Source organism: Rhodococcus sp. ACT016, assembly GCF_050477185.1.
Classification (GTDB): domain Bacteria; phylum Actinomycetota; class Actinomycetes; order Mycobacteriales; family Mycobacteriaceae; genus Prescottella.
The window spans coordinates 783,553-800,954 of record NZ_JBEAET010000001.1 but is presented as its reverse complement, the minus strand read 5'-3'; the positions used below and the strand labels follow the sequence as shown (position 1 = coordinate 800,954).

Below are 17,402 nucleotides of genomic sequence, written 5' to 3'. Positions count from 1 at the left end.
CCGTCGGCTAACGACAACCGTTTTCATTAACTGGCCACTCCCGGCCGGAAAGGAGCACCCGTGTCCGCTCGCTGCCAGGTGACCGGCAGACGACCCGGCTTCGGTCGGTCCGTCTCGCACTCCCACCGACGGACCAGCCGACGCTGGAACCCGAACATCCAGACCAAGACGTACTTCCTGCCGGGCGAGGGCCGCCGGGTCACCCTGCGCCTGACCCCGAAGGGCATTCGAACAATCGACCGCGACGGCATCGAGGCCGTCGTCGCCCGGATGCGGGCGGCCGGAGAGAAGGTCTGAAAACCATGGCACGCAACGAGATCCGCCCGCTGGTCAAGCTCGTCTCCACGGCGGGCACCGGCTACCGGTACTACACCCGCAAGAACCGTCGCAACGATCCCGACCGCCTGACGCTGCGCCGGTACGACCCGGTGGTGCGTCGGCACGTCGACTTCCGAGAGGAGCGCTGAGCGCATGGCCAAGAAGTCGAAGATCGTTCGGAACGAGCAGCGCAAGGTGGTCGTCGCGCGCTACGCCGCGCTGCGCGCGGAACTGAAGGCGACCATCCGCCGTCCGTCCTCCACTCCCGATGAACGTGCGGCCGCACAGTTTCGGCTGGCAGGGCTGCCGCGGGACGCGAGTCCGGTACGATTGCGCAATCGAGACGCCGCGGATGGACGTCCGCGCGGTCACCTGCGAAAGTTCGGCCTTTCCCGCGTGCGGGTACGCGAGATGGCCCACCGCGGGGAACTGCCAGGCGTACACAAGTCGAGCTGGTAAGGAAGAGCAATGGCAGTCAAGAGGGCACCGTCGAAGAAGGGCCGCGGCGCGGACGCGGGCCGTAAGCCCAAGAAGAACCCGCTGTTCGCGGCCAAGATCGAGTACGTCGACTACAAGGACGTCAACCTGCTCCGCACGTTCATCTCCGATCGCGGCAAGATCCGCAGCCGCCGCGTGACGGGCCTGACCCCGCAGCAGCAGCGGCAGGTCGCCATCGCGGTGAAGAACGCCCGCGAAATGGCGCTGCTGCCGTTCATCACCAGTCGGTAGCCGACAGACGTACGAGGGGCCGCGCCGTCTACCCGACAGCGCGGCCCCTCGTGCATCGCGGGTGTGCATCGGCGATGCCACCTGGCCGCGCTAGATTCTCCGGGTGTCGATTTCGCTCCGTACCGTCGCCGTCCTCGCTGCGACCGCTTTGACCGTGGGCGGCCTCGCCGCCTGCTCCTCCGATTCCTCGACATCGGTGTCCGGTGCCGCGGGCGCGGACTGCATCACCGATTTCGACCCGAGCGTCGACTACTTCCCGGACAAGCAGACGATCGAGTACGCGCAGAATTTCGACATCGAGTACCACAACTCGTACCAGGTGCTCACCGTCCGGCAGCCCGGCCAGCCCGACGAGTCGTACGTGCTCACCAAGTGCGGCGCCCCGGCGCCCGACATGAAGGGTGACCTGGCGGGAGCGCAGCAGGTCACCACGCCGGTGACGGACCTGTTCGCCGAGTCGACGACGCATCTGCCCAGCCTGGAGGCGCTCGGCAAGCTCGACGCGCTCACCGGCTTCGCGAGCGCCGACTACGTCTACAGCGACGCAGCGCGCAAGCGCATCGCCGACGCCGACGTCGTGCAGTTCGCGACCGCCGGCCAGGTGGACGCCGAGGCCGTCGTCGCCCACGCTCCGCAGGCATTCGTCACCGGAGGCTTCACCGACCCCGCGTTCGCGGTGATCGAGCGATCGAAGATCCCGGTCCTCGACGACTACGACTGGCTCGAGACCGATCCGCTGGGCCGCGCCGAGTGGATCAAGTTCTTCGCAGCGCTGACCGGCACCGAGAAGCAGGCCACCGAGACGTTCGATGGCATCGTCGCGGATTACGACAAGTACACGAGCCTGGCCGCGGACACCGCGCCCGTGTCGATCGTCCCGGGTCTGCCCTACCAGGGCGCCTGGTCCGTGCCGCTGGCCAGCTACTCCAACGCGCTGTACTCGACCGCCCACATCACCCACCCGTGGATGACCGAACCGGGCACCGGCAGCCTGCAGACCGACCTCGAGACGGTGTTCGCGAAGGCGGGTGCGTTCCCGCTCGCGATCAGCACCTCGTCGAACACCACCAAGGCCGAGGCGCTCGCCGCCGAGCCACGACTGGCCGAGTTCGCGGCGTTCCGCGACGGGCAGGTGTGGACGTCGTCCGCGCGCGTGACCGATGCCGGCGCCCTCGACATCTACGAACAGGGCGTGCTGCGCCCCGACCTGGTGCTGGCCGACCTCATCGCGATCGCCCATCCGGAGCTGCTGCCCGGCCACGAGTTCACCTTCTACCGCCAGCTGCAGTGAGCCGGACCGCTGCCGCCGTCACCGCCCTCGTCGCGCTCGTCGTCGCGGCGACCGTGCTGGCGGTGTCGGTGGGGTCGGTGACGATCCCGTTCGACGCCACCGTCCGCTATCTGTTCACCGGCGACGCAGGCACCAGCCGCTGGACCACCCTCATCGCGGACATCCGGCTGCCCCGCGTCGTCACTGCGGCATGCGCGGGCGCCGCGCTGGCGGTCGCCGGGCTGCTGATGCAGACACTGTTCGCGAACCCGCTCGCCGACCCGTACATCCTCGGGGTGTCGTCGGGTGCGAGCCTGGGCGTGGCCCTGGTCGTGCTCGGGTCGGGCGCCGGGGCGGGGGTGTTCGCGGCCGTCGCCGGCACCGGCCGCTTCGGCGTCGCGGCCGCCGCCGCGGTGGGCGCGCTCGCGGTGCTGCTGCTGGTGCTCGCGATCTCGCGGTGGGTCCAATCGGTGGTGACGCTGCTGATCGTCGGCGTCATGGTCGGCTCGGTCACGAGCGCCGTGGTGTCGCTGCTGGTCGCGTTCTCCCAGCCTGCGCAGATGCAGCAGTTCATTCTCTGGGGCCTGGGCTCGTACTCGGGCGCGTCGTGGTCGGACCTGCGGGTGCTGGTGCCGGTGGTGCTGGTCGGTGTCGTCCTCGCGGCGACGCTCGTGCGTCCGCTCAACGCGATGCTGCTCGGCGAGGACTACGCGAACTCGATGGGCGTGCACCTGCTGCGCACCCGAGCGGTCGCGATCACCGCGTCGGCCCTGCTCGCGGGCGCCGTCACCGCGTTCTGCGGACCCATCGCGTTCCTCGGCATCGCGGTCCCGCACCTGGCACGGCTGGCGTTGGGCACGTCGGATCACCGGCTGCTGTTGCCCGGGGCGGTCCTGATGGGGGCGGCGGTGTCGCTGCTGTGCTCGGTGGTGGCGCAGCTGCCCGGACGCGACGGCGTGCTGCCACTGAACGTCGTGACCGCGCTGGTCGGCGCCCCGGTCGTGATCCTGGTACTGCTGCGCTCGCGCCGAGCCAAGGCGGGTATGGCATGACGCTCGTGCTCGACGGCGTGACGGTCGGCTACCCGGGCCGCCCGCCGCGTGAGGTGCTCACCGACCTGCACCTGACTGCGCACGCCGGGCAGGTGACGGCTCTGCTCGGCCCCAACGGCGCCGGCAAGTCGACGCTGCTCCGGTCGGTCGCCGGGCTGCAGCGGGTGCTCGGCGGGAAGGTACTGCTCGACGGCGCCGACGTCACGTCCCTGCCGCCGGCACAGCGGGCCCGCCGGATCGCGGTGGTCCTCACCGACCGCGTCGACGGCGGCCTCCTCACCGGTGGCGAGGTGGCCGCGCTCGGCCGACTGCCACACCAGGGATTCGCGTCCCGTCTGAGCGCCGACGAGAAGAAGTTGATCGCCGACAGCCTCGAGCGGATGGGCGCCACGAACCTCGCCGACGTCCGGCTGCACCAGATGTCCGACGGCCAGCGCCAGCGGGTCTTGATCGCGCGGGCACTGGTGCAGCAGCCGTCGCTGCTGGTGTTGGACGAGCCCAGCGCGTTCCTCGACGTCGCCGCCCGCGTCGAACTCCTGGCGCTGCTCGAGGAGATCGCCGACGACGCGGGCATCACCGTGCTGCTCTCGACCCACGACGTGGAACTGGTGCTGCGCACCTCGCGGCACGTGTGGCTGGCCGCCGGGGACGGCACCGTCGTGGACGGCACCCCCGCGTCCCTCGTCGCGGCAGGCGCGATCCGGCAGGCCTTCGACTCGCGTCGCGTCCGCTTCGACCCGGACGACGGCATCTTCCGACTCGACACTCCCTGAATTCCCGGTCAAGGGTCGGGTCTAGACTTTCCGCCGAGTTTCGGTTCGGTTTTTGGAGGTGCCCCGCGGCGTGTCGGGTGTAGTCGCGGGTTTCACAGTCATCTTCGTCGTCATCGCGATCGGGTTCTTCCTCGGTCGCACGGGCACCCTCGGCGAGCACGGCCAGTTCGTCCTGAGCCGCCTGGTGTTCTTCGTCGCGACGCCGGCGCTGCTGTTCGACACCCTCGCGAACTCCGACCTGTCGGTGGTCTTCTCCCCGACCCTCGTGGTCGCCGCGGCCACCGCCTTCGCGGTCGCCGGCATCTACTTGGCCGTCGCCAGGGTCTGGTTGCGACGACCGCTACCCGAGCTGATGATCGGCGCGCTCGCGTCGTCGTACGTCAACTCGGCGAATCTCGGTATCCCCATCGCGGTGTTCGTGCTGGGTGACGCGTCGTTCGTCGCGCCGCTGCTGCTGTTCCAGATCATGATCTTCTCGCCGATCGCGCTGACCGTGCTCGACGTCAGCACGATGCGCCAGGGCGCCTCCCGGCTCGAGACGATCACCGCGCCGTTCAAGAACCCGATCGTGCTGGCGGGCGCCGCCGGACTGGCTGTGGCCGTGTCGGGGTGGACGCCACCCGAGGCGCTCATGCAGCCGTTCCGGCTGATCGGCGGCGCCTCGGTTCCCGGCGCGCTCCTCGCGTTCGGCCTGTCGCTGTACGGGGTCCGGGTGCTCGAGAAGGGCGCGAGCCCGCGCCGCGACGTCGCGCTCGCATCGGTCCTCAAGATCTGCGTCCAGCCGGTCCTCGCGTACCTGATGGCCCGCTTCCTGCTGGGCCTCGACGGCCACGAGTTGTTCGCCGTCGTGGTCGTGGCGACGCTCCCCACCGCACAGAACGTGTTCGTCTACGCCAGCCGCTACCAGCGCGGCATGGTCCTCTCGCGCGACGCTGCCTTCGTCACGACACTCGCCTCGATCCCCGCGATCGCGCTCGTCACGACGCTGCTGACCTGAGCCGCTCGGCTCACAGAATGCCCAGTTCGGTGGCGCGCACCGCCAGCCGGACCCGGGACCGCGTCCCGGTCTTGGCGAAGATGTTCTCCAGGTGGGTCGCCACGGTGCGCCTGCTGATCAGTAGTTCCGCCGCGATCTCGGCATTGCTCGCGCCCTGCGCGACGAGCGCGAGGATCTCGTGTTCACGGCTGCTGAGCCGGAACGCCTCGCGATCGCCCTGATCCGTGACGATGCGGCGGCATTGGCGCGCGAGTGCCTCGATTCCGGCGCGGGCCGTCGAATCCACCTGTGGGCGGGCGAAGCTCACGTGCAGAACGCTCGTGACTCGGCCGCGGTCCAGACCCAGTGCCACCGACGAGCCCTCACGGAATCCGGAGGGACGCAGCACGTCCTCCACCGCGGGCGTGCGCTCGAAGTCAGGGACGTCCTCCCAGCACACGGGCCTGCCGGACGCCACCCGGATGTGGTCGAAGATTCGGGCGTCATCGACGAACTCGCCGGCGAGGTACTCCGCGACCGGCGCCGCATAGCCGCCGTTGGCGAGCACCTGATGCGCCCGATCGCCGCGGCGGCGGTACGTGATCGCCGCAGCGACGTAGCCGAGTTCGGCGGACCACCGCGAGAGCAGGCCGTGCGCGACGGTGACCGGGGCTCGGGACGCCAGCAGGTCCTGATCCGCGGCCACCGTCTCGCACCACTCGTTCATGGCCCGAATGTACCTGTGACCTACGCCACCGGGCGCCGCTCGGCCCACGGTCGCGCCTGCTCGAGGTTGGCCGCGACCCGCAACACGAGCGAATCCTGACGGTGCCGCGCCGCGATCTGCAGACCGACGGGTCGGCCGTCCGGAGTGAAGCCGGCCGGCACCGTGATCGCCGGATTGTTCAGCATGTTGTAGGGGTAGGTCAGCAGCCAGTCGAGCAACTGCTCGCGCAGCGACTTGCCCTGCAGCCAGTCGGGCGCGAACTGGGTCAACGGGAAGGTCGCGGACGAGAGGGTCGGCGAGATCAGGACGTCGTAGTCGTTCATGAACTCGGTCCAGGTGTCCCACATGCGTCCCCGGAAGGCGTCGGCGCGACCGTAGTCGACGCCGGTCAGTCGCCGCCCCTCGTGGATGAGCTCGATCAGATTGTCGTCGACCTGGCCGTGCAGCGAGTCCCAGTCGAGCATGTCGTGCTCACCGGCGAAGCCGGGCACCCAGATGCCGTGCCACATCGCCTCCGACGGATCGCCCCAGTCGGGCGTGGCCTCGACGACCTTGGCGCCCATCTCCTCGAAGCACGCGACCGCCTCGGCGCACACCGCCGCGACGTCCGGTTCGACGTGGCCGAGGCCGAGGTTCGGCGACCACGCGACCCGCAGACCGTCGATGCCGCCGCGCGCCGCCTCGACGTACGACGACTCGACCCGCTCGATGCTGAGCGGATCCGAATGGTCCGGCCCGGCCAGGACGTCCAGCATCAGCGCGTTGTCGGCAACAGTCCGGGTGATGGGCCCGTGGTAGGCCCAGTTGTTGTAGCGGCCGGGCAGGATCGTCTGCGGGATCACCCCGGTCGTCGGCTTGAGTCCGACGACGCCGCACAGCGCCGACGGGATCCGGACCGACCCGGCGCCGTCGCTGCCCTCGGCGAGCGGGCCGAGTCCGGCGGCGACGGCCGCGGCGGCGCCGCCGCTCGATCCGCCGGCGGTGTGCCCGGACTTCCACGGGTTGTGGGTGGGCCCGAACAGGTGGTTGTCGGTGCCGCCGTAGTAGCCGCTCTCCGGAGTGTTGGTCTTGCCGAGGTAGAGACCACCGGCCTGCCGCAACCGGGTCACGATCACCGCATCGCGCTCGGCGATGTTGTCGCGCATGGGCTTCAGACCGAACGTCGTCGGGAGCCCGCGGACGTCGGTGAGGTCCTTGATCGTGAACGGGACGCCGTGCAGGGGACCCAACGCCTCGCCGCCGTCCTGCGCGCGCGTCAGTTCGGCGGCGTCGCGGCGCACCTGCTCGGCGTCGAAGTGCACGATCGCGTTGACGGAGGGGTTGATCTCCTCGACGCGACGGATCATCTCCTCCGCGATCTCGTTGGGCGACAACTTCTTCGAGGCGACCTGCGCAGCCATCTCGGTAGCCGGCATCCAACCCAGATCCGATGTGTTCATGGGAACCGCCCTTCACGGTGACGTGTTTCGAAGACGAACGCCACGCTATGACCGCCGTCACACCGGCACCATCGGTCATCCGACCGATGGTGCACCGGCTCGACATTGACAGGCAAGTCATTGCTTGCCTATTGTTCAGTCGTGGGTGACCTGTTCAGAGCCTTGGCGGACCCGACGCGGCGGGCGATCCTCGACGAGCTCGTCGACCGCGACGGGCAGACGCTGTTCGAGCTGTGCACCCGCCTGGTCACCAAACACGGATTCGGGTCGTCCCGGCAGGCCGTCTCGCAGCATCTCGCGGTACTCGAGGAGGCCGGACTGCTCCGCACCCGTCGCGAGGGCCGATACAAGTTCCACCATCTCGACACCACTCCGCTGCGGACGATCGCTGACCGCTGGCCGATACCGACCCCGGACCGAGACCCCGACCGAGAGGAAGAGGCACCATGAGGATCAACCTGACGAGCCTGCACGTCGACGACCAGGACAAGGGGCTCGCGTTCTACACCGACGTCCTCGGCTTCGTGAAGAAGACCGAAGTTCCACTGGGAGAGCACAAATGGCTCACCGTCGTGTCCCCGGAGAATCCGGACGGCACCGAACTGGTCCTCGAGCCCGACGAGCACCCGGCCGCCCAGGCCTACAAGAAGGGCCTCGTGGCGGACGGGATCCCGGCCACGTCCTTCGCGGTCGACGACGTGCAGGCCGAATACGAGCGCCTGAAGGCACTGGGCGTCGTCTTCACCCAGGAGCCACTGACGATGGGGCCCGTCACCACCGCGGTCTTCGACGACACGTGCGGGAACCTGATCCAGATCGCCAGCCAGTAGCGGCGACACCTCAGGCAGGGTCGGCGGGTTGCTGCGGTTTCCGAATGCTCGACAGCACGAGATACAGGAAAACGAGCGCCGCCACGACCAGGACTCCCCCGGCGATCCGCGCGAGCAACGCCTCCTGCGTGACGACCATCGCGCCGCCCCCGATCCCGATCACCAGCGCGATCGCCCCGGACGCGAGCCGTTGACGGGGCGTATCCATCGGCATCGACGGCTTCCCCTGGCGGTCCCGCCACCAGTCCAACGCCATCGTTGCCAGCAGGAACTGCCAGAACAGCAGCATCCAATCGCCCTGGGCAATGCCGGTGACGACCATGAACAGCCACGACAATCCGAGGATCACACACGCGGTGACGACGAGAATCCTTCGCACGGGCACGGATTCATCCTGACCGAGTCCGGGACCGAAGTCCATCACCGCTGCGGGCGACGCATCCGCATGTAGTCGCTGACGACGGCGGCGCCGAGGCCGTCGAGGTCGGGTGCGACGACGCGGCCGCCGACGCGCTGGGCCATCCGGTCGACCACCCGAGCGAGGCCGGGGTCGTCGCCGAGCCGGAAGATGGTGACCTGCGCGCCCAGTCGGGCGAGGGTGTCGAGTTCGCGCACCGTCAGCCCCAAGGTCCGCACACTGGGCGGGTAGTCGAAGAACGCCTGCCCGTCGGGTTCGAGGTGGGCGGTGGGCTCGCCGTCGGTGACGATCAGCACGACGGGCTGCGCGTTGGGGTGCCGCCGCAAGTGCCGGGCCGCGAGCAGCAGCGCGTGGTGCAGATTCGTGCCCTGGTCCCAGGCGCCGTCCAGGCCGGCAAGCTCCGCGGCGGTGAGAGTCTGGGCGTAGCGACCGAACCCGATGAGCTGCAACGCATCTCCCCGGAACCGTGTGGTCACCAGATGGTTCAGTGCGAGCGCGGTGCGTTTCATCGGCACCCAGCGTCCGTCCATCACCATCGAGAACGACGTGTCCACCAGCAGCGCCACCGCCGCCTGCGCCCGCTGCTCGGTCTCGGCAACCTCGACGTCGGCGACCGTCATCCGCACCGGCATCCGGCCCGGTTCGCGCAGGATCGCGTTCGTCAGCGTCCGCGTGACGTCCCACGGTTCGGCATCGCCGAACTCCCACGGCCGCGACGCCCCGGTCGGCTCGCCCATCGAACCGGCGCGTCGGGTCTCGCGCTGCCCACCGCGGTGCGCGAGCCGCCCGGCCACGTCCCGCAGCGCCGTCTGGCCGAGTTGCCGCATCGCCTTCGGCGACAGCCGCCACTGGCCGTCCGGGGCACGGTCGAAGAACCCCTGCTGCTGCAGTGCCCGCTCGAGGTCGGCGAGGGTGCGCGCGTCGGCCACGGCCTGGTCGCCGAGCTGTCGGGCGAGAGCCTCGGTGTCGATGTCGTCGAGCTGGGCACCCGGATACTGTTGCGACAGTTGCTCGGACAACCGCTCGAGATCGGCGACCTCCGCGACCGCCGACGTCCCCTCCCCGAGCCCGAGTCCCTCGTCGCCGCGGAACTGCGCCGACCCGGTCCAGTCCTCGCCTGGCCGCGCCCCCTGCAGGTGTGCGTCCAGTCGGTCCAGCTGGTTCATGAGCGACGGGTCACCGAAGGCCTGCTGCGCCAAGGCATCCAGTTCGGCGCGCTGGTCGGGGGTGAGCGAGTTCCTCAGCCGTTGCGCGGCGGCGGCCCGCCGGGCCAACGAGTCCAGCAGTTCGTCGGTGTTGCGCGGGTTCTCGGGGAAGAACTCGCCGTGCCGGTCCATGAACTCCTGGAACTGCTCGGTGGTGTCCTCACCGCGAGCATGACTGTCCAGCAACGAGTTCAGGTCCTCGAGCATCTCCCGGATCCGCTGGCGATCCTCGTCGGTGGCGCCCTCGAGCAGCCGCTTCATCCCGTCGAAACGCTGGTCGAGCAGCTCGCGGCCCAGCAGGTCGCGGATCTTCTCGTAGTCCTCCCGGGCCTGACTGCTGCGCCAGTCGTAGTCGGCGAGATCCGCCACGGCCTGCGCCGTCGACGGCGGCAGTTCCTCGATCCGCATTTCGGCGAAGCGGGCGTCGTCGTCGAGCGCGCGGGCGAGGGTCTTGCGTTCCTCGAGCACCGCACGGTCGAGCAACTCCCGGACCTCGTCCAGCGTCCCACCGAGATTGTTGCGCTGCAGCAGTTCTCGGCGTCGGCGATTCGCCTGCGCCGCGAGATCGTCGAGCCCGCGCCGGTCACCGAACCCGCGTCGCAGCAGCTCCCGCAGTGCCTGTCGCGGCGACGCCCCCTCGAGGACGTCGTCGCCGATCGCGGCCAGCGCCTCCCTCAGATCCACCGGTGGGGCCAGCGGATCACCGCCCTCGTAGGGGCCGTAGCGTGCGCCGCGAGACATCTTGCCTCCCAATCCGAATGCCGACTACGAGTAGACGGCCTGGCCGTTCTCGTCGGGATTCTTGGAGATCCGCCGGGCCAGGTACAGGCCCTCCAGCGCGAGTTCCGCGGCCGACGCCCGCTCGCCGTCGGACTCGGCCCCCAGCCGGGCCGCGACCTCGTCGAGCACCTCGAGTTCGGGCAGTTCCCCGAGCAGGGCCTTCGCGGTGACGCGTTCCCCGGTCACCACCGGCTGCCCCAGTTCCACCGCCGTCACGAGCGGTGCGAGGTCGATCCCACCGAGCCGGATGCGGGCGGTGTCCGCGGTCGCGCGCCGGAGCAGGTGCTCGAGGATCTCGAGTTCGCGGCCCTCCTCGCCGGACTCGAATTCGACCTTGCCGCGCAACACCTCGACGATCGTGCCCAGGTCGATCGGCCGGGCCACCGCATCCGCCTCGCCGAGCACCGCGCTGCGGTGCACCGCCGCCGCGCTGACGGTCTCGGCGCCGGCCACCGCGAAGCGGGCTGACACCCCGGAGCGCTGGTCCACCGACGTCGACTCGCGCAGCAGCCGGGTGAACCGCGCCAGGACCTCGAGCAGATGGTGCGGGACGACGGCCTGCAGGTTCGCCTCCTGCTGGATCACCGCGATCTCGTCCTCGAGCAGCGACGGGTAGTGCGTGCGGATCTCGGCGCCGAACCGGTCCTTGAGCGGGGTGATGATGCGGCCGCGGTTGGTGTAGTCCTCCGGGTTGGCACTGGCCACCAACAGCACGTCGAGCGGCAACCGCAGCGTGTAGCCGCGGACCTGGATGTCGCGCTCCTCCATGACGTTCAGCAGCGACACCTGGATGCGCTCGGCAAGGTCCGGTAGCTCGTTGATCGCGACGATGCCGCGATGGGCGCGCGGCACCAGTCCGAAGTGGATGGTCTCCGGGTCGCCGAGGCTGCGCCCCTCCGCGACCTTGATCGGGTCGACATCGCCGACGAGGTCCGCGACCGAGGTGTCCGGCGTCGCGAGCTTCTCGGCGTACCGTCCGCTGCGGTGCCGCCACGCGACCGGCAGCGTGTCCCCCAGCTCGGTGGCCCGCCGCAGCGAGATCGGGGTGATCGGCTCGTACGGGTGCTCACCCAGTTCGGAGCCGGCGATCACGGGCGTCCACTCGTCGAGCAGCAGGTACAGCGTGCGCAGCAGGCGGGTCTTGCCCTGACCGCGCTCGCCGAGCAGCACGACGTCGTGACCGGCGATGAGCGCGCGCTCGAGCTGCGGCAGCACGGTCTCCTCGAAACCGACGATGCCCGGCCACGGATCGACGCCGTCCCGGAGGGCCGCGAGCAGGTTCTCGCGCATCTCGTCCTTGACCGAACGCTGGAGGTGACCGGACGCGCGGAGTTCGCCGACGGTCCGGGGCAGGTGCGCAGGCGGTGTGGCAGTCACCACTCCAAGCTACGGGTGTTCTGGCGATTCGGCACCCGGACTGCCGTCGCGCGCACCGCGGTCGACGCGCTCTGATAAACACAGGTCATGGCCGACTTCGCGATCACGTTCACCACCGGCGCCATCACGCTGCACGGTAGCCTCCGCCTCCCCGCGGGCGCCGGCGAGGACTCCCCGGTGCCTGCCGTGCTGCTGCTGGCCGGCAGCGGGCCCACCGACCGCAACGGCGACAGCGCGCTGCTGCCCGGCTCGATCGGCACGCTCGAGTTCCTCGCAGACCTGCTCGAGCAGCACGGGTTCGCGAGCCTGCGCTACGACAAGCTCGGCAGCGGCACCACCGGACTGGGCCCGTACGACGTCGAGGACATCGGTGATCTCGGCTTCTCCGTGTTCGTCGACTCGGCGGCCGCAGGGCTGAAGTTCCTCGCCGGCCGGGCCGCCGTCGACCCCGACCGCGTGTACGTCGTCGGCCACAGCGAGGGCGCGCTCATCGCGCTCGCCCTCGCCGACAGCGGCGCCGACGTCGCAGGACTGGGTCTGCTCGAGCCGCTGAGCGTGCGCCTGCTGGACCTGCTGACCACGCAGATCGACAGCCAGCTCACCGCCGTCGTCGGGGCCGGGCAGCTGCCCGTCGAACTGGCCGACGAGCTGCGACTGGCCCTGGCCGGCGCCGTCGAGTCGCTGCGCAGCGACGCCACGCTCAGCGATGATCTGCCCGACCCGTTGCGCGCGGCCGGCCTGGTGCCCGCGAACGCTCGGGCTCTCGCCGAGGAGGACGCGCTGGATCCCCGCGAGCTCGCGGGTCGTCTGCCCGCCGGGCTGCCGGTGGTGACGAGCTGCTCGGCCAAGGACATCCAGCTCGACTGCGCCGACGTCGACGCCCTCGACGCCGCGCTCGCCCACACGGCGGTCACGTCGGTGCGGATGACGACGGCGAACCACGTGCTCAAGGAGATCGGCGACGCTCCGTCGACCGGCGCCGACTACATCGAGCCGCTGCCGTGGTCGACGGAGTTCACCAGCGGATTCGAGGGCTGGCTCCGCAGCCTCTGAGGTTCCACTGCCGCGCCGGACGACACGCTCGACGAAAAACCGAGATGTCGTCCGGCGGACACTGCTGTATGGTTCTCCGTTAACCAGCGGGCACACACGAGAAAGGTACGGTCGCGATGCACGCCAAGATTCCGGTATTTGCCGCAATGCACGTAAACAAGCACGCGTTTTTCGCCGTACCCGCGTCGCACAAGCACGCAGCCTTCTTCAAGTGCCTCCGAGAGACGAGTTCCCCGTAACCGGAACCTCTCTCGGGCACCCGAAGGCACACCGCCTCGGGTGCCTTTTCTTTTATCTACTTCCAGTCAGGAGAACCACATGAAGCTTCGAATCGGCGCCGCTGGCGCCACCACCCAGAACCTGCCCGGGGACCTCACCGGCCAGGTCGTCACCATCGACCTGCGTCACGTCGATCCCGGCCACGACTCCGGCGCCGCGGAACTGCTCAGCGAACTGATCGCCCGCGGCGCGGCACGCCTGGTCATCTCGGGCACCGACGACGCCAGCGCCCGCGCGCTGCTCGCCTCCGCACAGCACGACGCTCCCCCGTCCGGGCTCGCGGCCTGAAGGCTGGTGAGCCAGGCCGGGAGCCACTGACGAGGGAGCGTCGTCAGAGCTGTCCGATCAGTGCGCGAAGTGGCGCGCACCGGTCAGGTAGAGGGTGACGCCGGCCTCGCGGGCGGCCTCGATGACCTCGTTGTCGCGGACCGAGCCACCCGGCTGGACGACGGCGCGGACACCGGCGTCGAGCAGGACCTGCAGGCCGTCCGGGAACGGGAAGAACGCGTCGGACGCGGCCACCGAGCCTTTGGCGCGGTCACCGGCACGCTGCACCGCGAGATGCGCGGAGTCGACACGGTTGACCTGGCCCATGCCCACGCCCACCGAGGCACCGTCGTGCGCCAGCAGGATCGCGTTGGACTTCACGGCACGGCAAGCGCGCCAAGCGAACTCGAGGTCCGCGAGCGTCTTCTCGTCCGCGGCGTCACCGACGACCAGCGTCCAGTTGGCCGGGTTGTCACCGTCGGCGTCGAGGACGTCGCGCTCCTGCAGCAGGGTGCCGCCGGAGATCGGGCGCAGCTCGATGCCGGTGGCGTCGGGGACGGCCGCCTCGAGCACGCGGATGTTCTTCTTGCGGTTCAGCACCTCGACGGCACCCGGCGCGTACGACGGGGCGATGATGACCTCGGTGAAGATGTCGGCGACTTGCTCGGCCATCTCGACGGTCACCTCACGGTTGGCGGCGATGACGCCACCGAACGCGGAGACCGGATCGCACGCGTGCGCCTTGCGGTGCGCCTCGGCGATGTCGGCGCCGACCGCGATACCGCACGGGTTGGCGTGCTTGATGATCGCGACCGCCGGCTCGGAGTGGTCGTACGCGGCACGCCACGCGGCGTCACCGTCGGTGTAGTTGTTGTACGACATCTCCTTGCCGTGCAACTGCTTCGCCTGCGCCAGGCCCGCCGGGCCGGCAGGGCTGTCGTACAGCGCCGCCGCCTGGTGCGGGTTCTCGCCGTACCGCAGCACCGCGGAACGGTCCCACGTCGCGCCGACCCAGCGCGGGAACTGCTCGTCGGACTCGATCATCGTGGACGTCATCCACGTGGCGACCGCGACGTCGTAGGACGCGGTGTGCTGGAACGCCTGCGCCGCCAGCGCGGTGCGCTCGAAGAGGTTGAAGCCACCGGCCTCGACCGCGGCCAGGACGCCCTCGTACTTCGCGGGGTCGACGACGACCGCGACGGATGGGTGGTTCTTGGCGGCAGCGCGCACCATCGACGGGCCGCCGATGTCGATCTGCTCGACGCACTCGTCCGGGGTGGCGCCCGACGCGACGGTCTGCGTGAACGGGTACAGGTTGACGACCACCAGCTGGAACGCCTCGATGCCCAGCTCCTCGAGCTGCGCGAGGTGCTCGGGCTTGCGGGTGTCGGCGAGGACGCCGGCGTGCACGCGCGGGTGCAGCGTCTTGACGCGACCCTCGAGGCACTCGGGGAAGCCGGTCAGGTCCTCGACCTTGGTGACCGGGATGCCGGCGTCGGCGATCTTGGCGGCGGTGGAGCCGGTGGAGACCAGCTCGACACCGGCCTGGTGCAGGCCGGTGGCCAGCTCGACCAGGCCGGTCTTGTCGTAGACGCTCACGAGTGCGCGGCGCACAGCCTTGCGTTCACTCACTTGGGATCACGGCCTTTCGTCCGTCGGAAACAACACCTCGGAGGGCGACGGCGGCCACGACCTCGGCCAACAGTCGCCGTTCAACAGTCTTGATGCGCTCGTGCAGCGTGGCCTCGTCGTCGTCGGCGCGGACCTCGACCGGCTCCTGCGCCAGGATCGGGCCGGTGTCGATGCCGCCGTCGACCAGGTGAACCGTGGAACCGGTCACCCGGACGCCGTACGCGAGCGCGTCCCGCACGGCGTGCGCGCCCGGGAAGGCGGGCAGCAACGCGGGGTGCGTATTGATGATGCGGCCGCCGAAGCGCTCGAGGAACGCGGGGCCGAGGATCTTCATGAAACCGGCACTGACCACGAGGTCGGGCTGGTGCGCGGCGACGGCCTCGGTGAGCGCGACGTCCCACGCTGCGCGGTCCGCATAGTCGCGCAACGCGACCCGGAAATGCGCGACATCCGCGTCGGCGGCGTGCTCGGTCGCGGCGCAGTCCCGGTCGACCCCGACCGCGACGATGGTCGCGGGGTAGTCTTCGGCCCGAGTGGCGGCGATGAGCGCCTGCAGCAGGCTGCCCGTCCCCGATGCGAGTACGACGATCCGAGCGGGCACTGTGGGCCGCAGCTGGTCACGCGTGGCAGTCAGCGCACTACTCCTGGATTCGAGACGGTCCGGCCACATGACGGGCCGGGTTAGAGCCTAGTCTCTGGGGGTCACCGGACCGTCCGGCAGGTCGCCTTCGGCCGCCTCGGTGCCCTCCGACTCGCTCTTCTCCGGTTCCGCCTCGACTTCCTCGACGTCGGCCTCGATCTCGTCGGCGGTGCTCGCCGTGTCCGCGCCGGACGGCTCGTTCACCACGGACGGGTCCGCCGGCTCCGACACGATCTCGGCCTCGACGATCGTCTCCGTGGGCGCATCTTCCGTGGTCGGCTGCGGTGCCGACTGTTCCGCGCCGTCCTGCTCGACGGCCGGCTGTTCCAGTTCCGGAACGGGCGCCGAGCGGTACCGCAGCGTGGGACGCTCGAGCCGCTTGACCTCGAAGTCCGGCGCGCTGGGCGACGTCTCGGGCGGCGTGCCGTCGGCGTCCTCCGACTCGGCCTCGTCATCACCGGTTCCGGCGTCACCCCGGCGTGCGATCAACGCCCCGACGACGGCTCCCGGCACCGCGAGCCAGCCGAACGTGACCAGCCCGAGCACCACCGGTTCGACGCCGACGAACCCGTACGAACCGATGTCGCCCCCGGCCAGGAAACCCACCAGCGCGGCGAGCACGCCGACGCCGGCGGCTGCGCACGCGACCGTGTAGACGGTCTCCTGCACGGACAGCCGCAGCCGCCCGCAGTCACGACCGAGCAGCGCGCCCACCGTCACCGGTACGGCAAGCAGGACCGGCCACGCACTGCCCACCAGTGTGGTGGGAACGCCGCCGAGGACCGGAACCGGCGGCACCGGTCCCCCGACGATCTCGAACAGGCTCAGTGTCGTCCCGCCCGCTTGCGCGGTGCCGCCGACGAGCACCGCCACGGCACCGACCGCGACGTTCGGCAGGTACAGCACCGACAACACCGTCAACCCGAGCAGACCGACGAACCCGTGGCCATCGTCGAGCAGTCCGCCGACCTCGGACCAGGACCACACGAGTGACGCGACCGACACTGCAGCGCCGGCCGCGAAGAGCAGCCCCGCCGCACGCGCGGCTGGGCGGACGCCCGCGGGCAGCCATTCCGGGGCGCCCAACCGGGCGCACTCGGCGCGACCGATCACCGCCACGACGCCCGCGCACGCCGCGACCAGGTGGATGCCGATCACGCAGGCGAGGGCCTCGAGTGCGCTGGGCGGTTCCAAGGGGATCACGACCGCGGCGTCGGTGATGACCGCGAGCGAGATCAGCGTCGCCGCCACCGGGCCGGCGACCGCGGCCGCGACGACGCGCGCCGCGTCCCGCAGCGACGATTCGGGGGTCACCGCCCGGGCACAGCCGCGTGCGACGGCCCACACCAGCAGAGCCGTCGGCAGCAGCGGCAGGATTCCCAGCGGTGCGTCGGTGACGGTCAACGACACCTGGTGCAGGGCCAGCCACCCCGCCGCGACGGCACCGACCGCACCCGCGAGAGCGCTGTTCGACGACACCAACGTGACGAGGACGGCCGCGCTGATCAGGACGATCGCGACGCTTGTGGGGCGCAGCGCCACGCCGAGCAGCGCACGCACTTGCTCGGAGATCGGGTCGGGAGGGCTGGACGGGTCGCGGCGGGTGCCGCGAGCAAGCAGTGAAGTCATCGGATCGA

The 17,402-nt window shown here is 70.2% G+C and carries 20 protein-coding genes; 12 read left to right on the top strand and 8 right to left on the bottom strand.

Annotated features, from left to right (window positions below):
- The first annotated feature begins 60 nt into the window (after positions 1-60).
- The 8 genes from rpmB (at position 61) to ACQ5DX_RS03755 (ending at position 5,139) form a co-directional block, all read left to right on the top strand.
- Positions 61-297 (top strand): 50S ribosomal protein L28, encoded by a 237-nt coding sequence (gene rpmB, locus ACQ5DX_RS03790; protein WP_430331351.1) that lies wholly within the window; start codon positions 61-63, stop codon positions 295-297.
- Positions 298-302: 5 nt separating this feature from the next.
- Positions 303-467, top strand: a complete 165-nt coding sequence (rpmG, locus tag ACQ5DX_RS03785; RefSeq protein ID WP_430331350.1) for a 50S ribosomal protein L33 — start codon at positions 303-305, stop codon at positions 465-467.
- Between the two features lie 4 nt (positions 468-471).
- Entirely contained in the window at positions 472-777 is a 306-nt protein-coding gene (gene rpsN, locus ACQ5DX_RS03780; RefSeq protein ID WP_430331349.1) for a 30S ribosomal protein S14, read from the top strand.
- Positions 778-786: 9 nt separating this feature from the next.
- Positions 787-1,047 carry a 30S ribosomal protein S18 gene (rpsR, locus tag ACQ5DX_RS03775; RefSeq protein ID WP_430331348.1) on the top strand — a complete coding sequence of 87 codons (261 nt, stop codon included), beginning with the start codon at positions 787-789 and terminating at the stop codon, positions 1,045-1,047.
- A gap of 103 nt (positions 1,048-1,150) precedes the next feature.
- Complete coding sequence (locus tag ACQ5DX_RS03770) at positions 1,151-2,338, top strand: ABC transporter substrate-binding protein (protein WP_430331347.1); 1,188 nt, start codon at positions 1,151-1,153, stop codon at positions 2,336-2,338.
- A complete protein-coding gene (locus ACQ5DX_RS03765) occupies positions 2,335-3,369 on the top strand; it encodes an iron chelate uptake ABC transporter family permease subunit (RefSeq protein WP_430331346.1) in 1,035 nt (344 codons plus the stop codon). The genes ACQ5DX_RS03770 and ACQ5DX_RS03765 overlap by 4 nt, the downstream gene beginning before the upstream one ends.
- Positions 3,366-4,142 (top strand): ABC transporter ATP-binding protein, encoded by a 777-nt coding sequence (locus ACQ5DX_RS03760; RefSeq protein ID WP_430331345.1) that lies wholly within the window; start codon positions 3,366-3,368, stop codon positions 4,140-4,142. The genes ACQ5DX_RS03765 and ACQ5DX_RS03760 overlap by 4 nt, the downstream gene beginning before the upstream one ends.
- 70 nt (positions 4,143-4,212) lie before the next feature.
- Positions 4,213-5,139, top strand: coding sequence for an AEC family transporter (locus ACQ5DX_RS03755; protein WP_430331344.1), 927 nt, complete (start codon positions 4,213-4,215; stop codon positions 5,137-5,139).
- 10 nt (positions 5,140-5,149) lie between these two features.
- Here ACQ5DX_RS03755 and ACQ5DX_RS03750 read toward each other — a convergent pair whose 3' ends face one another.
- Both ACQ5DX_RS03750 and ACQ5DX_RS03745 read right to left on the bottom strand, forming a co-directional pair.
- A complete protein-coding gene (locus ACQ5DX_RS03750) occupies positions 5,150-5,845 on the bottom strand; it encodes a response regulator transcription factor (protein ID WP_430331343.1) in 696 nt (231 codons plus the stop codon).
- A gap of 20 nt (positions 5,846-5,865) precedes the next feature.
- Positions 5,866-7,284 carry an amidase gene (locus ACQ5DX_RS03745; RefSeq protein ID WP_430331342.1) on the bottom strand — a complete coding sequence of 473 codons (1,419 nt, stop codon included), beginning with the start codon at positions 7,282-7,284 and terminating at the stop codon, positions 5,866-5,868.
- Positions 7,285-7,425: 141 nt separating this feature from the next.
- On the opposite strand from ACQ5DX_RS03745, the gene ACQ5DX_RS03740 reads away from it, so the two are divergent.
- Positions 7,426-7,734 (top strand): ArsR/SmtB family transcription factor, encoded by a 309-nt coding sequence (locus ACQ5DX_RS03740; RefSeq protein WP_430331341.1) that lies wholly within the window; start codon positions 7,426-7,428, stop codon positions 7,732-7,734.
- Positions 7,731-8,114 carry a VOC family protein gene (locus tag ACQ5DX_RS03735; RefSeq protein WP_430331340.1) on the top strand — a complete coding sequence of 128 codons (384 nt, stop codon included), beginning with the start codon at positions 7,731-7,733 and terminating at the stop codon, positions 8,112-8,114. The genes ACQ5DX_RS03740 and ACQ5DX_RS03735 overlap by 4 nt, the downstream gene beginning before the upstream one ends.
- A 10-nt stretch (positions 8,115-8,124) precedes the next feature.
- Here the strand turns inward: ACQ5DX_RS03735 and ACQ5DX_RS03730 are convergent, their stop codons facing one another.
- From ACQ5DX_RS03730 to ACQ5DX_RS03720, 3 genes are read right to left on the bottom strand one after another with little or no spacing between them, the layout of a single operon-like run.
- A complete protein-coding gene (locus ACQ5DX_RS03730) occupies positions 8,125-8,499 on the bottom strand; it encodes a hypothetical protein (protein ID WP_430331339.1) in 375 nt (124 codons plus the stop codon).
- Positions 8,500-8,534: 35 nt separating this feature from the next.
- Positions 8,535-10,478, bottom strand: a complete 1,944-nt coding sequence (locus ACQ5DX_RS03725) for a vWA domain-containing protein (protein WP_430331338.1) — start codon at positions 10,476-10,478, stop codon at positions 8,535-8,537.
- Positions 10,479-10,502: 24 nt separating this feature from the next.
- On the bottom strand, positions 10,503-11,897 hold the full coding sequence (locus ACQ5DX_RS03720; RefSeq protein WP_430331337.1) for an ATP-binding protein: 1,395 nt from the start codon (positions 11,895-11,897) through the stop codon (positions 10,503-10,505).
- Positions 11,898-11,981: 84 nt separating this feature from the next.
- Between ACQ5DX_RS03720 and ACQ5DX_RS03715 the strand changes: the two genes are divergently transcribed.
- Together ACQ5DX_RS03715 and ACQ5DX_RS03710 are read left to right on the top strand one after the other, a co-directional pair.
- Positions 11,982-12,947 (top strand): alpha/beta fold hydrolase, encoded by a 966-nt coding sequence (locus ACQ5DX_RS03715; RefSeq protein WP_430331336.1) that lies wholly within the window; start codon positions 11,982-11,984, stop codon positions 12,945-12,947.
- Between the two features lie 318 nt (positions 12,948-13,265).
- Positions 13,266-13,514 (top strand): hypothetical protein, encoded by a 249-nt coding sequence (locus ACQ5DX_RS03710; RefSeq protein WP_430331335.1) that lies wholly within the window; start codon positions 13,266-13,268, stop codon positions 13,512-13,514.
- Between the two features lie 57 nt (positions 13,515-13,571).
- On the opposite strand, the gene purH is transcribed toward ACQ5DX_RS03710, so the two are convergent.
- Genes purH through ACQ5DX_RS03695 form a run of 3 tightly spaced genes read right to left on the bottom strand, consistent with a single transcriptional unit; the run spans position 13,572 to position 17,394 of the window.
- Complete coding sequence (gene purH, locus ACQ5DX_RS03705) at positions 13,572-15,125, bottom strand: bifunctional phosphoribosylaminoimidazolecarboxamide formyltransferase/IMP cyclohydrolase (protein WP_430331334.1); 1,554 nt, start codon at positions 15,123-15,125, stop codon at positions 13,572-13,574.
- A complete protein-coding gene (gene purN, locus ACQ5DX_RS03700; protein ID WP_430331333.1) occupies positions 15,118-15,795 on the bottom strand; it encodes a phosphoribosylglycinamide formyltransferase in 678 nt (225 codons plus the stop codon). The genes purH and purN overlap by 8 nt, the downstream gene beginning before the upstream one ends.
- Positions 15,796-15,813: 18 nt before the next feature.
- Positions 15,814-17,394 (bottom strand): cell division protein PerM, encoded by a 1,581-nt coding sequence (locus tag ACQ5DX_RS03695; protein ID WP_430331332.1) that lies wholly within the window; start codon positions 17,392-17,394, stop codon positions 15,814-15,816.
- Positions 17,395-17,402: the final 8 nt, after the last annotated feature.

What these genes read in the sequence shown, in the direction of transcription:
- rpmG (WP_430331350.1), top strand. Translation starts at nt 303, where the DNA reads ATGGCACGCAACGAGATCCGCCCGCTGGTCAAGCTCGTCTCCACGGCG.
- rpsN (WP_430331349.1), top strand. Translation starts at nt 472, where the DNA reads ATGGCCAAGAAGTCGAAGATCGTTCGGAACGAGCAGCGCAAGGTGGTC.
- rpsR (WP_430331348.1), top strand. Translation starts at nt 787, where the DNA reads ATGGCAGTCAAGAGGGCACCGTCGAAGAAGGGCCGCGGCGCGGACGCG.
- ACQ5DX_RS03760 (WP_430331345.1), top strand. Translation starts at nt 3,366, where the DNA reads ATGACGCTCGTGCTCGACGGCGTGACGGTCGGCTACCCGGGCCGCCCG.
- ACQ5DX_RS03750 (WP_430331343.1), bottom strand. Translation starts at nt 5,845, where the DNA reads ATGAACGAGTGGTGCGAGACGGTGGCCGCGGATCAGGACCTGCTGGCG.
- ACQ5DX_RS03745 (WP_430331342.1), bottom strand. Translation starts at nt 7,284, where the DNA reads ATGAACACATCGGATCTGGGTTGGATGCCGGCTACCGAGATGGCTGCG.
- ACQ5DX_RS03735 (WP_430331340.1), top strand. Translation starts at nt 7,731, where the DNA reads ATGAGGATCAACCTGACGAGCCTGCACGTCGACGACCAGGACAAGGGG.
- ACQ5DX_RS03725 (WP_430331338.1), bottom strand. Translation starts at nt 10,478, where the DNA reads ATGTCTCGCGGCGCACGCTACGGCCCCTACGAGGGCGGTGATCCGCTG.
- ACQ5DX_RS03715 (WP_430331336.1), top strand. Translation starts at nt 11,982, where the DNA reads ATGGCCGACTTCGCGATCACGTTCACCACCGGCGCCATCACGCTGCAC.
- ACQ5DX_RS03710 (WP_430331335.1), top strand. Translation starts at nt 13,266, where the DNA reads ATGAAGCTTCGAATCGGCGCCGCTGGCGCCACCACCCAGAACCTGCCC.
- purN (WP_430331333.1), bottom strand. Translation starts at nt 15,795, where the DNA reads ATGTGGCCGGACCGTCTCGAATCCAGGAGTAGTGCGCTGACTGCCACG.
- ACQ5DX_RS03695 (WP_430331332.1), bottom strand. Translation starts at nt 17,394, where the DNA reads ATGACTTCACTGCTTGCTCGCGGCACCCGCCGCGACCCGTCCAGCCCT.